10 protein-coding genes and 1 pseudogene are annotated in these 15,110 nt (G+C 45.7%); 7 read left to right on the forward strand and 4 right to left on the reverse strand.

Annotation, left to right across the window (positions count from 1 at the left end):
* Nucleotides 1-104: 104 nt before the first annotated feature.
* A complete protein-coding gene (blaOXA, locus tag QFZ78_RS34110) occupies nucleotides 105-902 on the reverse strand; it encodes a class D beta-lactamase (protein ID WP_373461088.1) in 798 nt (265 codons plus the stop codon).
* Nucleotides 903-1,075: 173 nt separating this feature from the next.
* Here blaOXA and QFZ78_RS34115 point away from each other — a divergent pair, with 173 nt between their 5' ends.
* Nucleotides 1,076-2,446 (forward strand): aminotransferase-like domain-containing protein, encoded by a 1,371-nt coding sequence (locus tag QFZ78_RS34115; protein WP_307553920.1) that lies wholly within the window; start codon nucleotides 1,076-1,078, stop codon nucleotides 2,444-2,446.
* 108 nt (nucleotides 2,447-2,554) lie between these two features.
* Here QFZ78_RS34115 and QFZ78_RS34120 read toward each other — a convergent pair whose 3' ends face one another.
* Nucleotides 2,555-4,360, reverse strand: coding sequence for an SgrR family transcriptional regulator (locus QFZ78_RS34120; protein ID WP_307553922.1), 1,806 nt, complete (start codon nucleotides 4,358-4,360; stop codon nucleotides 2,555-2,557).
* Between the two features lie 233 nt (nucleotides 4,361-4,593).
* Between QFZ78_RS34120 and QFZ78_RS34125 the strand changes: the two genes are divergently transcribed.
* Nucleotides 4,594-5,265: an NPP1 family protein gene (locus QFZ78_RS34125; protein ID WP_307553923.1), complete on the forward strand. Its 672-nt coding sequence runs from the start codon at nucleotides 4,594-4,596 to the stop codon at nucleotides 5,263-5,265.
* 79 nt (nucleotides 5,266-5,344) lie between these two features.
* Here the strand turns inward: QFZ78_RS34125 and QFZ78_RS34130 are convergent, their stop codons facing one another.
* Complete coding sequence (locus QFZ78_RS34130; RefSeq protein ID WP_307553925.1) at nucleotides 5,345-8,938, reverse strand: family 10 glycosylhydrolase; 3,594 nt, start codon at nucleotides 8,936-8,938, stop codon at nucleotides 5,345-5,347.
* Between the two features lie 595 nt (nucleotides 8,939-9,533).
* Between QFZ78_RS34130 and QFZ78_RS34135 the strand changes: the two genes are divergently transcribed.
* From QFZ78_RS34135 to QFZ78_RS34155, 5 genes and pseudogenes are all read left to right on the forward strand, one after another.
* Complete coding sequence (locus tag QFZ78_RS34135; protein ID WP_307553927.1) at nucleotides 9,534-10,172, forward strand: cell wall hydrolase; 639 nt, start codon at nucleotides 9,534-9,536, stop codon at nucleotides 10,170-10,172.
* 49 nt (nucleotides 10,173-10,221) lie between these two features.
* A pseudogene (locus tag QFZ78_RS34140) lies at nucleotides 10,222-10,485 on the forward strand (helix-turn-helix domain-containing protein); the annotation flags it as partial.
* A 125-nt stretch (nucleotides 10,486-10,610) separates the two neighbouring features.
* A complete protein-coding gene (locus tag QFZ78_RS34145) occupies nucleotides 10,611-11,864 on the forward strand; it encodes an MFS transporter (RefSeq protein ID WP_307553929.1) in 1,254 nt (417 codons plus the stop codon).
* Between the two features lie 92 nt (nucleotides 11,865-11,956).
* Nucleotides 11,957-12,409: a GNAT family N-acetyltransferase gene (locus tag QFZ78_RS34150; RefSeq protein WP_307553931.1), complete on the forward strand. Its 453-nt coding sequence runs from the start codon at nucleotides 11,957-11,959 to the stop codon at nucleotides 12,407-12,409.
* Nucleotides 12,410-12,585: 176 nt separating this feature from the next.
* Nucleotides 12,586-13,851 carry an FAD-binding protein gene (locus QFZ78_RS34155; protein WP_307553933.1) on the forward strand — a complete coding sequence of 422 codons (1,266 nt, stop codon included), beginning with the start codon at nucleotides 12,586-12,588 and terminating at the stop codon, nucleotides 13,849-13,851.
* Between the two features lie 199 nt (nucleotides 13,852-14,050).
* On the opposite strand, the gene QFZ78_RS34160 is transcribed toward QFZ78_RS34155, so the two are convergent.
* Nucleotides 14,051-15,025 (reverse strand): AraC family transcriptional regulator, encoded by a 975-nt coding sequence (locus QFZ78_RS34160; protein ID WP_307553936.1) that lies wholly within the window; start codon nucleotides 15,023-15,025, stop codon nucleotides 14,051-14,053.
* Nucleotides 15,026-15,110 lie beyond the last annotated feature (85 nt).

Genomic DNA, 15,110 nt, shown 5'->3' on the forward strand with positions numbered 1-15,110 from the left:
CGTTAACCTAACGGAGAACGATAATTTGAAGTAAATTAGGCGTTCACTCTACGGAGTGAACGCTTATTATATTTTCTTGTATGGGCGTTTTTATTTATTTGCATTTATTCGTTGATGATCTTCATTTTCTCCAAGGATTCCATCGTCAGCTGTTTTGCTTTCGTTCCGCTACCGGCTACATTAGTCGCGAAAACCCAGGTATCCTTATTTGTTTCAATATATCCTACATACCATCCCAAGCCCATATCCGACAATCTTGTACCTGTTTTGCCATGTACGATATATTCGTCTTGTTCGTCATCGATCATGATTCGTTTGACCGTCTTCATTGTTTTTTTCTGAAAAGGTAAATCCTCTTCCACCAGTTTTTCCATAAATGCTGCCTGCTCCTGAGCGGAGATCTTTAAGCTGGTGTTCAGCCAGAAGGTATCGATTCCTCCTGTTATGTCTCGATTGCCGTAATCAATTTGATTAAGATAATCCTCCATAGTTTCTTTGCCGATATCGCGGGCCAACTCCTGATAATACCAAATGGCAGAATGTCTCATGGCGGAACCCAACGTATGATCCCGGTTCCAACCCTGGAACTCTCTCTCGACACCGTCCCATCTCTTAATGTCGTATTCATCGGCTACGACTTTCACTTCCAGTCCGATTAACGCATTCGGAACTTTAAAGCTTGACTCCGGGGTGAATCGTTCCTTGCTTCTTTCCGGATTATAAGCATATACTTTATCTGATTTCAGGTTTTTGATTACTAGAGTCCCTTGGTTAGCCTGGAAGACATCTTCCAGTTCAAGAGTGATGATCTTCGGGTCTGCATAGGCATACGTCGTGAACGTGATGAATACGGCAGTAAGTAGAGTAGCAACAGAAAACAAAAGACCTTTTAACCTCTTCATTTGCATCACTCCAATTAGTATCAATTTTTTCGGGAAAGATTTCGATGGCCATCGAACAACGGTCCCCAATCCAACATGCATCTTGTAACCATGAGTCTACTTAAATCGGTATAACTTGTAAATCAAGTTTTTCTTGGTTTGTACCTGTACAGATAGAAGGGGGAGCGAACAAATTGATCTATGCCGTGGTCATGAACTATATTGAAAAACAAATCGAGGAAGACGAATTAAAACCGGGGAACAAGCTGCCGTCTATCAGGGCTCTGGCCGAGCAGTTCTCATGTAGTAATAACACCATCATAAAAGCTTATTCCGAATTGGAAAAGAAGCATATGATCTATTCCGTTTCCAAGAGTGGTTATTATGTTGTGGAACGTTATCATTCCCGTAAACCCGGTCAGATGGATGCGAGAACCATTGATTTTCTATCGGCCGGTCCTGACAAGAATGCGATGCCCTATCGAGATTATCAACACTGTATTAATCAAGCCATTGAAGTATATAAAGAAGAGATGTTCACTTATTCGGATATCCAAGGGATATATTCGCTGCGAGCGGAGCTAGCCCGGCATTTGCAAGATCTTCAGGTTTTTACTGTACCCGAAAGAATATGTGTGGTTTCCGGTTCGCAGCAAGCACTCCATCTGTTTGTTATGCTTCCTTTCCCCAACGGAAAAAGTGATATCTGTGTCGAACAGCCCACTCACTTCAGCTTAATCGAATCAATCAAGCTTCAAGAAGTCACGGCATTCGGGGTTGAAATAACTTCGAAGGGAATAGACATGGAGCGTTTGGAAAATCTGTTCAAATTCAAAAATATCAAGTTCTTCTACACGGTCTCAAGGTTTCAAAATCCAACCGGATATAGTTACTCGAACGCGGAGAAACGGAAAATCGTGGAGTTGGCTACAAAGTACGACGTCTATATCATCGAAGATGATTACATGGGGGACCTTGATTCCAACCTGAAGCAGGACCCTATGTTTGCTTACGATCCATCAGGAAGAGTCATTTATACCAAAAGCTTTTCCAAAGTGATGCTTCCTGGTTTGAGACTGGGTCTCGCGGTTATTCCGGATTCCTTGCGAGCCTCGTTCTTACGCGCCAAATTTGCTACGGATTTACATACACCGGTGCTCACACAAGGGGCTCTGGAAATTTATCTTAAAAGCGGTATGTTTAAGGCTCATATTCAACGTATGAGGTCGATCTACAGCAACAAAGCAACATTATTGCAAAAAGCTTATAAAGAGTACTTGCCGCCTTCCGCTGCATATTCGGGTTCCCTATCCGGTTTTTACTCGACAATCAGGCTACCAAATCCACTGAATGCAAAGCAATTTATTACGCATATGAAGAAGGAAAATGTATACATGGACGACGCAAAAAAGATGTATCTTCCTGAATTTGAAAAAGAAACGTTAATTCGATTGAGTGTTTCTCAAGTGGAGGAGGAAATGATCGGCATCGGAGTCCAAAAAATTGCTGATGGTATCAAGGAGTTGCTGAATACGACATCGTTGTTTTCCCATCGCTCCAATTAATCTGTGCAGGATGAAGGCAGGTCGGTAGCCTGTTGAGGAGGAATCACGAAATTCCCCTCGATTAGTAACTATATAAATACCGCCCAACTTAAAGCGGTATTCTTTTGATCATTTTTCTAGCCAAATTTGTTTAAAGTCAATCCAGCCGTTAGAATTGAATGAAGCACCTCTAACCGAAGGATGCATATAAGTATTCAGCTGCCGATGATGCAGGAAAATGATATGGCACTCTTCCCGGAGCCGTGTTTCGATATCGCGCAAGTGGCTTCTACGGGCTTGAGCGCTGTCAGAGCCAAGAGCCAAGTCAATCTGCGCAAGAATCCAGCTTTTGAGTGAAGGCGCCAGATACGTACTGGAGATGCATTCCTCATGTTCATACATATCGATCTCGCAGACGTCATCTTCGGCCAGAATGATCCCTGAAATAGTGAAATCGGCGCTGGATATGATTTCAGGATCTAAAACTTGCGACCAATCCGCCAAAAACAGGTCGACAGCAATGCCAAAGCTATTCATGCGCGTCGCGACCCATCGTCCGTCTCGTTCATACTTTTCGTGTACGACAAGTCGAAGTTTGGTCCCGTCGTAGCCGGATTGGGACAGTGCATGGTAGATTTCCGGAACGGTTGCGGTTTGGCGTTCATATTGCATGCTGTCTTCCGGGCGCAATGAATAAGCCGGCAGCACGCGTTCTCCACCTAATTCAGCTTGCATGGCTACGGGATCGAGCAAGAGCCGCACGGCTTTACGGAAGGTCTCGTTCTGCGTCCACCCCTGTTTATTCCCGTTCCATGTCATCATCGTGCAGCCGTTGCACAACCGGGCGAGAGCTTGCCATTTTTCTTCTGGATTCTCTTCCTGCTCCGATTTATCTCCATCTTGAGTTTGCATCACGGAGGGCAAGCCAATGGTTGACATCTGTTGGCAATCCTCCGGCATGATGATGATATCGACGCCATCCAGGTAGGGTCTTCCCGCATAATAGGAGGTATTGGCCGCCAATTCGATGCGATGTGGAGAAAAGGAGACCAAGTGGAATGGTCCTGTGCCCGTCGGCAGTCGCCAATAGTCTTCTTCACTCTGTTCGTCCAAATCCAGAGGCAAGATGGATGAAGCGGCCGAGCATAAAAAACGATCGAAAATCCGATTCGGTTGCGACAGTACAAAACGCACAGTACGCGGCCCCAATGCTTCCACAACCGAAAGACTTCTCATCATCCAGCGGTTCGGCATGTTTTGAGAGCGAAGCCGTTCGAAGGTATAGACCACATCCTGAGAGTTCAGTTCACGACCTGAATGGAACAAGACGCCTTTGCGCAAATAGAAAGTCCATTCCATTGCCTGTGAATCTGCGTTCCAGGCATGAGCAATTCCGGGAACTATCCGATCTACTGTCTCGTCATAAGTGACGAGACGATCGAAGATTTGCCGGATGATGTGTGAGTCGAAGGCATAATTCACTTTAGCAGGATCGAGCGTTTGGACGCTACGGTAGACGGGAAAACGAAGCGTATCGCATTCGGTAAGACCTCTCACCGTTTCCTTCTGATAGCCGAATCTCCCCTTCAGCCATTCGAGGAACTTGATCTTGGCTTCGGTCCCTTCACCGTAATTGCTGAGCACTTCGAACGATGTGCGGTAATCGCCAACATCGGCTTTGGACGTAGCCAGGTTGAGCAAGAAGTTTTCCTTATGCACCTTGAAAATTATGTGTGATCGATTACCGCGACCGCGGCCCGGCAGCCAATTTACGAGACAGTCTTCCTCTAATTTCTTCAGCACAAGTTTCGCGTTTCTTGGCGTGCAGAATAGCGCATTGGCCAACTCTTCCAGAGTTGCCACTACAGGTTCGCCATTCGAGTTTTCACCGCCAAAACGGTCGTATAAAGTCAGATAGCGTTCAGCTACCAGCATGCCGATCACCCCTTTGGTCGCTAAAAATGCAGAACATCATAGTAGATTATTGAAGTATAACATTTTAGGATATCTGAGACTACGGCACAATGGTGTGAAATGCAGATAAGTAAATATGAACCACAGTTCCCTATAAAAAGCGAGAAATAAACGTAGGTGATTTAACATATTAATGCAAATCATTTTACTTGAGGGACTTTATGTATTCTTAGTTATTAAGGGGGAGCCATCCTATGGATATGCAAACTATTCAGGTTTACGCGCCTTATCTGTACTTTGATAAAAATGAACCCTTTTTTCCGGTTCGGGTCGGGGTAACGGTTTTTGAACAGGAGGGGGTCTCCCCATCCTTTCGAAGATCGTTTCCATTTAATGATATACGTTTGAAGAAAATTATTGAATACGCAATTTATTGGGATTATGATATTCAGCATTTGTATGAATTGGAGCATGTATGGGTTTACATAGGCCATGATGGAAATGTCATCGATTGTGAAGCGAGCTTTCACGGCAAGTATTTGAAAGGGCTCCTGAAGGACCGAAGCAATTTGCTCGATGGGACGCATGTGCGGCTGTTTTCGCAGCCTGGGAAGCATGCATTTAGTCCAGTAGCTGAGTTTTTGGAGCTCGTTCCACACTTTATGACTGCAGTAAACGAAGATGCTGGTGTTGATGGTTTGACCATTCCTTATTTTCTGGAAGGAACGATTATGACGAACGAGGAAACGAACAAGCTGGTAGAGACTTATTTGAAATCTTGTGCGTTTACACCTGCCTTAGTATATAAGGAATACCGTTTGGACGAGGAACTTTTTGTGCCTTGGTTTAAGCTGTTAAAGGAGATTCCCGAGAGGATTCAGACAAAAATTGCAGATCTAACGGAATTGTATGGGAAAAAGTCATGACTTCCGAGAGGTCAGGAGTTTCATTGGCAATGAATCGAAAACAGACCCCACACATAATGCATGGAGTCTGTAATCATTTTTATTGAAGAGCTCGAACTAACCTTATAAGAATGTCCGCTTGTTCCATTGTAATTCGCTTGCCTGTTTGAGCATCAATCTCATGAATGAAAGCATCGATTTGCTGGTGTTCCAGCTTTTTCAACAGTGAATTCTCGATACCTTGTTCACCAGGTCCCGTGACGAATTCACGGATTAAGTTCGCGAGACTGTTCTCAGTAACCTGCACCGTGTACGAAGCAGAACCTGTTCCTACGTTGCCTGCATGATCCGTAACTTGAACTGAGACATTGTGGAGGCCGAGCTCCAACTGATAAGCAGGAGCACTGACCAACGGCTCTGCGCATGGATTATAAACAATGCCGGATACAGTATCCACTGCTGTGCAAGTGATCGATACCATCTGATCGACGGTATACGCTTTCGCTCCGGTGATTTGTACCGTCGGTGCCGTTCGGTCTATCGAGATTTGCACCGTCCGTGTTTGTTCTACGTTGCCGGCGCTATCCGTTGAACGGTATAGCAATGTATGATCCCCATCGGCAGTTAAGGAGATCGGTGAGATATATAAATTCCAGTTTAAGCCGTTATCAGTGCTGTAATCTGTTTGCTTTACACCTGTTAGATCGTCACTTGCCGATAGTTTAATCCGAACTTCCGACACATACCAATCGTTATATTGGGTGCCTTCGATGGCAGATGCAGAGACAGGTGGCGTAACGTCCAGGATGTTGGTCATCGTAACGGGGTTGCTGGCAGCACTTTCGTTATGAATCCGGTCAACCGCTGTTACGATATACGTATATACTTTTCCATCTGTCGCATTCTTGTCTAAGAAAGTGAGATCGAAACCCGTTTGTGTACGTACTTTTGCAACAATATGAGATGGATCCTGCAGGTCTAAGGCAGCCCCTCCGTCAAAACGATAAACGATATAGTAGGCTATGTCACTTGATTGGGCTTTCTTCCATGTAATCTCTGTCCCTGCCTCTTTTCGAAGTGCGGATGCCAAGACCGGCGCATCGGGTGCAGCCTGATCCAACCAAGGCATCACAGGGGCTAAAGCCGGGTACCGATAAAAGTCGTTCTTCAATCGATTCGTGAATCCGAGAGGATTGTCTTTAAACCATTTAGCACTGAAAAATATGCTGCCGTGCACTTGGTCAAAGTTACGATTATAAGCGACTTGGTTAGGCATTTCGTCGGGGTTTTGCCACGCCGGGTCGGCCGATCCGATCCGGTAGACCGCTTGACCGCTGTACAGGTGGACATTTTTTCCGGTCGTCACGCCGCTCCACCACTCGATTAACTTATCGTAGGATGCCGGTGAATATCCCATATACCAGTAGATTTGCGGCGCAATATAGTCGATCCACGCTTGATCAACCCATCTTTTCGTATCCGCATAGATAGCGTCGTAGCTGCTAAGTCCGTTGGTATCAGAGCCGGAAGGATCTTGGCTTTTGTTTTTCCATATCCCGAAAGGACTAATCCCAAACTTGACCCAGCGTTTCTCTTGTTTGATGGCGGCATTCATGTCCTGAACGAACGTATTTACATTGCTGCGTCTCCAGTCCGCTTTGTTCGGGAAAGAGGAGCCATATTTCGCATAGGCGTCTTGGTCCGGGAAATCCACGCCGGTTACTGGATACGGATAAAAATAATCGTCAAAATGTACAGCGTCGATGTCGTAATTTTTCACCACTTCCATGATGCTGTCTGAGATGAACTGTTTTGCTTCCGGGATCCCCGGGTTGAAGTAAAGCTTGCCGCCATATGTAACGACCCAATCAGGATGCTGCCGTGCCGGATGATTGGGAACCAGCTTATCAATACGATCCTGCAGACTGATCCGATAAGGGTTGAACCAGGCGTGGAATTCCATATTCCGCTTGTGGACTTCCTCCAGCATAAACGCGAGAGGATTATAGCCCGGGTCCTTGCCTTGTTCACCTGTCAGCCATTCCGACCAAGGGGCGTACGCCGAGGGATAAAAGGCATCTGCGGTCGGCTTCACCTGAACGATGACCGCATTCATGCCAGCCGCTTGCAACTCATCCAACTGCTCGATAAAATCGCGCTTTTGCGCTTCCGCTTCGACAACGCCTTTTTTCGGCCAGTCGATATTATCGACGGTAGCAATCCAAGCGGCTCTTAATTCTCGCTTAGGCACAGTCGCCACTTTGTTCACCACCAGGTAAAAATCACTCGATTTGCCTCCGTACGTCGCCGTAATTCTCGAGGTTCCCATCTGCATTGCTGTAACCATTCCGCTTGCGTTAACGGAAGCGACACCAGGATTACTGCTTGTGTAGGCAACGCCACTTGTCAGTTCGACCGGATCAGGAAGCCATGTGTAAGTACCGACCACTTTCGTTTGCCTGGACTCTCCGACGGTCATCGCCTTCAGGCCGGTTAACTCGATTTTTTGCAATACCGGAACCGGATTCGTTACCGTGAGCACGTATTCTTGGGAGACACCACTAATGGAAGCAGTGATCGTCGTCGTACCGGCCTTCACAGCTTTAATGAGTCCGGAGGCATCGACAGTCGCAATGTCGGGGCTGCTGCTCTGGAAGTTGGCTCCGGTCAGAATAGATACCGGTTCTGCAGCGCCGCTGTATGCAGCGTACACTCTCAGCCGGTTTGTCGCGCCGGTTTCGAGCTTGGATAGCGCTGAAAGCTCCAATTTCTGTGGAATCGGCGCTTCTTCGGTGACCGTTAACGTATAAGCCGCTTCCGGTGCATTACCGTATACTGCAGCAATCGTTACCGTGCCTGCTTGCAGTGCCCGGACAGTTCCGTTAGGTTCGACTGTCGCAATCCGTTCATCGCTGCTCCGATAATTGATTCCGCTTACGACAGGAACCGGTTCGGTGCCGTTTTGATAAGTAGCGTTAACAGTTGCTTGCTTCGTATCTCCCACCTGCATGGGCGGAAGTCCAACTACGTCGAGACCAAAGACAGTCGAGTCCGTATAGTAGGCATTCAACTGGTCAAACATCAGCACACCGCTGTTTTTGTTGTTGACCTTCGTTTCTACGACATAAATTTGATTGATCTTAAGAGGAGCTATGAGATTGTTAGGCACAGTGGTCGTGACATACTTCCAACCGCTCCAATTAAGACCGTTGCTGGTCGTGAAATCAACTACAGGTTTCGTCCCGTTCGCATCCTGTAGTTGTGCGCGCAGCCAATGGTTGTTTCCGTCGCCGTAGACCCACACCCCCAGCTTTTTCGGAATCCCTTGAAGTGTACGCCCGGCTGATCCGCTCGGGTCTTTGAAGTTGATATATGCTGCCGACGTTCCCGGCATCCCCGTGAAATCGTAAGCTAATTTTACAGCATGGTAACCATAATAGATCGTCTCCGGTCTGCTGATTAAGCCGATATTGACGGACTTGGCTTGTGCAGAGGAAGCAGACAGGCTTGTTGTCTGTTCAAAATTTTCCACATTGGCATAAGCCGGCGAACTTGCAGAATCGATTTCGACTACAGAATCTGCATACACGGAAGGTAATACATTGCCAAATCCCGAGATGATTGTACCAATAAAGAAGATAAATGCTGTTAGAATGGGAATCAAAATGGTCAGCTTTCGTGAACTATTTGTCACCTAATCACATCCTCCTAAAAGTATGAAACCGCTCTCAAATGCTGTACTCAAAATTCCTTGTCCCATCTCCTCCTCATCGTATCGGTTCGGTTTGGTAAAGATTAGGTATGGTTCATTTCTAGACTATTAAATTTTATTACAAAAATCAATAAAAATATTAAAATTTAATTTCATTAAAAATGGGTGAAATGAACACTTAGTTTTAGACTAAGTAGTCATTTTATTGATTAATACTCTAGGATGATAAGTTTCATTCACCTAACGGCAAACGATAAAGGAGGAGCTTTTTCGCGGCAGCTCAGGGCTTGAAAAACTTAACTTGTACATTCCTGTTTTGTACTTGGGATATGATCCTATTACGGAGAGCCCGCAGAACGTTAGTGGAGGAGCTAGCCTATTGGCATAGCTCCTTTTTGTGATTTGCGACCCTAAATAGGTGTTTCTCCCGAAGTTTATAAGGGACAGCTTGATGCTGTTCTCTATTTTCAGAGCGTGTAAGGCAACATCTTGAGTCGGATCAACACCCCTAAATTTGTAATGCTGCATGTCGTTGCCATGTGCGGCGCGTAAAAGGAAGAGGAGGTTATCTTGAAACATGAAGAAGAAATTACAAGCTCTTATCTGTGTCTGTTCCCTTGGTGTAATGGGGATGGCCGCACCGGTCGGTGCGCAATCGTTTGGACAGGGCACACAAAGTGACCAAGTACTGGATTTGCAAGAACGATTAAGCGCATTGGGTTACTTTAAAACAGGAATTACCGGTTATTACGGTAATCAGACTAAGAATGCGGTAAAGAAATTTCAAGCCAGCTATGGCTTGTCAGTTGACGGTGAAGCCGATTCCTTAACTCTGTCTAAACTAAAAAAAACGATTTCACCCCAACAGTCGGTGCTGGATGAATTGGCGCGAATCATTCATTCCGAAGCCCGAGGGGAGCCCTTTGTTGGACAAGTTGCCGTGGGAGCTGTCGTTCTTAATCGAGTTCAGTCCGAAAAATTTCCTGATTCCATCACTGAGGTTATCCATCAGCCAGGTCAATTTTCAGCCATTGATGATGGCCAGTTTAACCTTAAACCAAATTTGTCAGCCTATAGCGCGGCAAAAGCCGCTTTGAATGGTTTGGATCCAACAACTGGGGCCCTTTATTTTTACAATCCTGATATTGCCCAGGCATCTTGGAGCAAAAAAAGAACCGCCAAGATTACCATTGGTAACCACGTATTTACCTTTTAAGAGTAGATATAATGACAAAAGTCGCGTAAATCGCGGCTTTTTTTTATTAATGACATTAAATAGCTTGAAATTCGATTCAGAACATAACAAAGCATTGGCATATATTGAGGCACAGCTTGACGATGAAATCGACTTTCAATAAGTGGCTAGAATCGCATGCTGTTCAGAGCATCAATTCAACCGGATGTTTTCTTTCCTCTCGGGAATTGGCTTAGCGGAGTATATTCGGTGTAGACGTCTTACCTTGGCGGCGATGGAGCTGCAGTCCAGCAATGTGAAAGTAATCGAAGTTGCTGTGAAATACGGCTATAATTACAGGCTGCGACAGAGAAATCAAGCAATTTTTCAATTTAGGTCTTTCCGAAGAAATAGGATTGAACCGGATGCCGCCGCCATGTAAGATAAAGCACATACAGTAGCAAAAGGAAAGGTGCATCCATGTGGACGTATACCGTAAATTTAGTTCGTGATTTATCTCCTGACGTGAAGCGTTTCATCGCGACCGAGAGTTTGTTTGGCATCGGAGTAGGCATCTTCGGCCTCATCCTGAATTTACATCTCTTGAACCTCGGTTTCTCCAAAGGTGACATCGGTAGAATAACGTCGCTGGGGGCGTTGACAATTGGCCTAGCCAGTCTGCCTGCAGGTTTCATCGTGAAGAGCGTCGGGCGCAAAACGATGCTCGTCACCGGCATGCTCCTAGCATTCCTTTCGCTCACTCTCTTCGGCTTCGGAACCAGCCTTGGCGCGGTTACCACAGCGCAGCTCATCTGGTCACTCGGCATTACAGCGATCGTGAACTCCGAAATTCAGCTGATTTTCCAATATTGCCGAAGCAAGAAAGAAGAGACGAGCGCGTATTCGTTGTTATTCGCCGTATTTACTTTTTTTACCGGCCTCGGCACATGGCTTGGCGGCTACCTGCCGGATTGGCTGCCAGGGCATACCACGTTGTACCAGTACGCATTCTTCGTTGCCGGCGGATGCTTGGCGCTCTCAGGCATATTACGGGGAATGCTGCTTCCATCTACACATGCAAGGGTGAATAGCGCTGCAGCAGATGAGGTCAGTGGTGTTCAACCAGCGAAGCCTCCGGACCGGCCGAAGAGAGGGCATGCGATGTATTTTCTGCTGCTGCTTTCGCTGCTTATTTTCAACTCCGGCTTTACGTTCGGGCTGCTTAGCCCATTCCTGAACGTCATTCTGAAATTCCGGTTTCAGATGGAGGACAGCAACATCTCCATTTTGCTCGCGTTGTCCGGATTATTCTTCTTTATCGGCTCGATCGTTATGCCGTACGTTCTAGAGAGAGGGGGCAGCCGCAGGACGTTTGTGTTCCTGTTTCTGTATAACATGTTTGTCGTGGCGTTGATGGCGCTCACCATGCCGGCCTTTGTATTTGCGGTACTGCTACTCATTCGCGGGACGGGCTTCACCATGTTAAACAACTTAATGGACAGCGAATGCATGTCGGCTGTCGCAGAAGAAGACCGCAATTTGTTCGCAGTCATGCGGACGGTATCGCGCAGCATCGGCAACACTATCGCCTCTTACTGGGCTGGCTACATTTTGGCTGGAAATCATTATTCGCTGCCCTTCCTTCTTACAGCGGTTGCCATACTGGCTGGGTATGCCGTTTATGCGTGGTTCGTGCAGGGCATGCTGGATCGGAGACTGCAAGCACAGTCTTGACGTGGTCGCGAATTTTAGCTACATCCTTATCTTCAACTAACGGAAACTATACTTGAGTACGGGCAATGATGGTTCAACAAAGGAGGATTAGAATGGAAATACGCAAGTTAGATACTTACGAGTCGCCTCCAATGGAGCTGTTATTGGTAGCTGACCCTTCTGAACAGATTGTTAACGAATATCTTAAACGAGGTCAGTGCTATGTAGCAGAGATGAATAACACTATTTTAGCAGTTTATGTATTATTGCCTACAAGACCTGAGACAGTTGAGTTGGTGAATATTGCCGTCAGCGAGAACCACCAAGGTAAAGGGATAGGAAAGAAGATTGTACAGCATGCAATTAAAAATGCTAAGTTTCAGGGTTATAAAACAATTGAGATTGGCACTGGGAACTCAGGAATGGGACAACTCGCTCTATATCAAAAATGTGGTTTTAGAATAGTTGGGATTGATAGGGACTTCTTTGTAAAGCATTACTCTGATGAAATTTTTGAAAACGGTATACAATGCAGGGATATGATACGTTTATCTCAAGACTTATGAGGAACTGGACATGATTTTTTCGAACGCACTCCGAAAACACCAAGAGAAGGCTGCCGATTAAATTGTGAAACGGAGGCCTTTTCTCATCTAATTAGCTTTTAAAGCATGACAAGGATTTCAATAGTCCTATATCGAATTTTTATACACTATAAATACTTTCGAAGGTGTGTGAAGATATGAAAAATAATTGGAATTGGGCTGGCAACTACAAGTATAGTGCCTCTGAACTCCATGTTCCCACAAGTGTGGAGCAAGTACAGGAATTAGTGGCTCGCAGTAAGCAAATAAAGGTGCTTGGCACACGGCACTCGTTTAATAGCATCGCCGATTGTGCCGAAAGCCTTCTTTCACTTCAGAAACTTAACCGTGTGGTAGCATTAGATACTGTAAAAAATAAGGTAACTGTTGAAGCAGGAATCCGGTATGGAGAGCTATGTGAACATCTTCATAACTATGGTTATGCGCTTCACAATTTGGCGTCGCTGCCGCACATAACCGTTGCAGGTGCATGCGCTACGGCAACGCATGGTTCTGGTGATCGGAATGGCAATCTTGCTACAGTGGTTGATTCTATGGAAATCATTCAGGCGAACGGGGACATGGCTGTATTCTCCCGCGAGCAACAAGACATCGCAGGTTCAATTGTTGGGCTTGGAGGATTGGGCGTAGTCACTAAAATTACACTGGATGTGATCCCAACATTTCAAATGAGTCAGCATGTTTACGATAATCTGTCTCTAGTGCAACTAAATGAGCACTTTGACGATATTTTTTCCAGTGCATATAGTGTTAGTCTATTCACCGATTGGAAGAATGCGAATTTCAATCAAGTATGGATAAAGCAGAAACTGACTGATCAAGTCTCTGACCAGGTAGCACCTGCACCTGAGTTTTTCGACGCACAATTAGCAACTTCACCTCGGCATCCAGTGCCAGGACATACAGCGGAGAATTGCAGCGAGCAGATGTGCATCGCGGGACCATGGCACGAGAGATTGCCGCACTTTCGCATGGATTTCACTCCGAGTGCTGGAGAGGAGCTGCAAAGCGAGTATTTCGTGCCGCGACAAGATGCCTATCAGGCATTAAATGCACTTAATGGCATACGGGAGCAAATTTCGCCACACCTTTATGTTTCTGAAGTTCGTACCATTGCAAAAGATAATTTGTGGATGAGCCCTAATTACAATCAGGATTCAGTTGCTATTCATTTTACGTGGAAACCGAATTGGGAGGCAGTCAAACAAGTTCTGCCGATGATCGAAAAGCAACTTGCGCCTTTCCGGGCTCGTCCGCATTGGGGAAAGCTGTTTACCATGCAACCCGCTCAGTTGAAACCGCTCTATGAGAAGCTGCCAGACTTCCGACAACTGCTCCTTCATTGTGATCCACACGGAAAGTTTCGTAACGACTTTTTGAATAAATATTTGATGGAGAAATAGATTTGGTAAAGGGGAATGACAACCCCGGAAATACAGTGACACAATTGGGGTTGGGATCATGTCCGACCGGGTGATGAAATCATTCCAGGAATGATACTGGCCCATATGGGAGAGAGCATGTATAGCGGTTGTTTTCGCAAATCCATACAGGATGCGCAAACAACCGCTATATGCTTTGGGGAAGGGATGAGGAGATGCGTTAATCTGGACGATCTTGCTGTTTATATTTTTGATAGCGAGTCGCTACCTGCTCTAAATACTTGTGAATCCATGCATCTACGGATGCGGAGTTCAAACACTTTTTGCGGAAGCTGCTGGGCGGAGTACCCATTTCCCTGGTGAAGACCTGCGTAAAGTAATGGATGCTTTCAAAACCGGTATCTTCAGCGATTTTTTTCAAAGGGATGTCCGTATATCCTAATAAATAAGCAGCTCTTTTGATTCTTTCGGTTTTAACGATCGAAGGAAAGGATTGTCCCAATTCTTCTGCTATTAGGCGGGACAACTGACGTTCTGACAAATGGAGGCTTTGAGCTACATCCGAAAGCACTATTTTATTGGAGAGATTCGTCTGTATATAGGCTTTGGCCATTTTAAGTGTTCCTTGTAATTCCGAGCCAGTAGCGGATGTAGCCGTATCGCCAGAACGACAATGATGCAAAAATAGACTGATACAGCTTATGATAAGCGAATAGGCCAACTGCTCCAGGGATTCTCTATAGCGAATGCTAGAATCGGAAGCTTGGATGAGCAGGGCTTGCCAAATTAGCATAGGTGCAGTTTGGTCTGCATTCGGGATGAACAAATGAGGATAAGAGCATAATTGCTCAAAATCACGCATAAATGTTTGACTCGATTCTGACGATATCGGCTCAAGTGCTAGAAATAGAAGCAGCATGCCTTCTTCACTTTGAATATAGTGACGGCTTTCGGGCTTGGAACAATAGAGCGTTCCTGCCCGGAGTGGATAGGTAACACCATCGTGAGAGTATACCCCTTCTCCTTCTACGACATAACAAATCTCGAAAAAAGAATGTGCATGGGGACTATTGCCTTTATGCTGCGGCTTCGCTCCCCAGTAGTGAACAAAGATGGATGCGGTGGCTCCTTTTAACTGAACCAGGTTTTGGTTGAGATACAGGTTACTTCGTGAATAAACAGAATGACTCAGCACGTATGTGATCTCCCCTCTGGCAGGCTGATGTTCATTATATCACGGAATTTTTTAAAAAAGCGGCATGTTTTTATAAAGACTGCTC

Source organism: Paenibacillus sp. V4I5, from assembly GCF_030817255.1.
Lineage (GTDB): Bacteria > Bacillota > Bacilli > Paenibacillales > NBRC-103111 > Paenibacillus_E.

Excerpts from the sequence above, each read along its gene's own strand:
- blaOXA (WP_373461088.1), bottom strand. The coding sequence starts at position 902 with ATGAAGAGGTTAAAAGGTCTTTTGTTTTCTGTTGCTACTCTACTTACT.
- QFZ78_RS34120 (WP_307553922.1), bottom strand. The coding sequence starts at position 4,360 with ATGCTGGTAGCTGAACGCTATCTGACTTTATACGACCGTTTTGGCGGT.
- QFZ78_RS34125 (WP_307553923.1), top strand. The coding sequence starts at position 4,594 with ATGGATATGCAAACTATTCAGGTTTACGCGCCTTATCTGTACTTTGAT.
- QFZ78_RS34135 (WP_307553927.1), top strand. The coding sequence starts at position 9,534 with ATGAAGAAGAAATTACAAGCTCTTATCTGTGTCTGTTCCCTTGGTGTA.
- QFZ78_RS34145 (WP_307553929.1), top strand. The coding sequence starts at position 10,611 with ATGTGGACGTATACCGTAAATTTAGTTCGTGATTTATCTCCTGACGTG.
- QFZ78_RS34150 (WP_307553931.1), top strand. The coding sequence starts at position 11,957 with ATGGAAATACGCAAGTTAGATACTTACGAGTCGCCTCCAATGGAGCTG.
- QFZ78_RS34155 (WP_307553933.1), top strand. The coding sequence starts at position 12,586 with ATGAAAAATAATTGGAATTGGGCTGGCAACTACAAGTATAGTGCCTCT.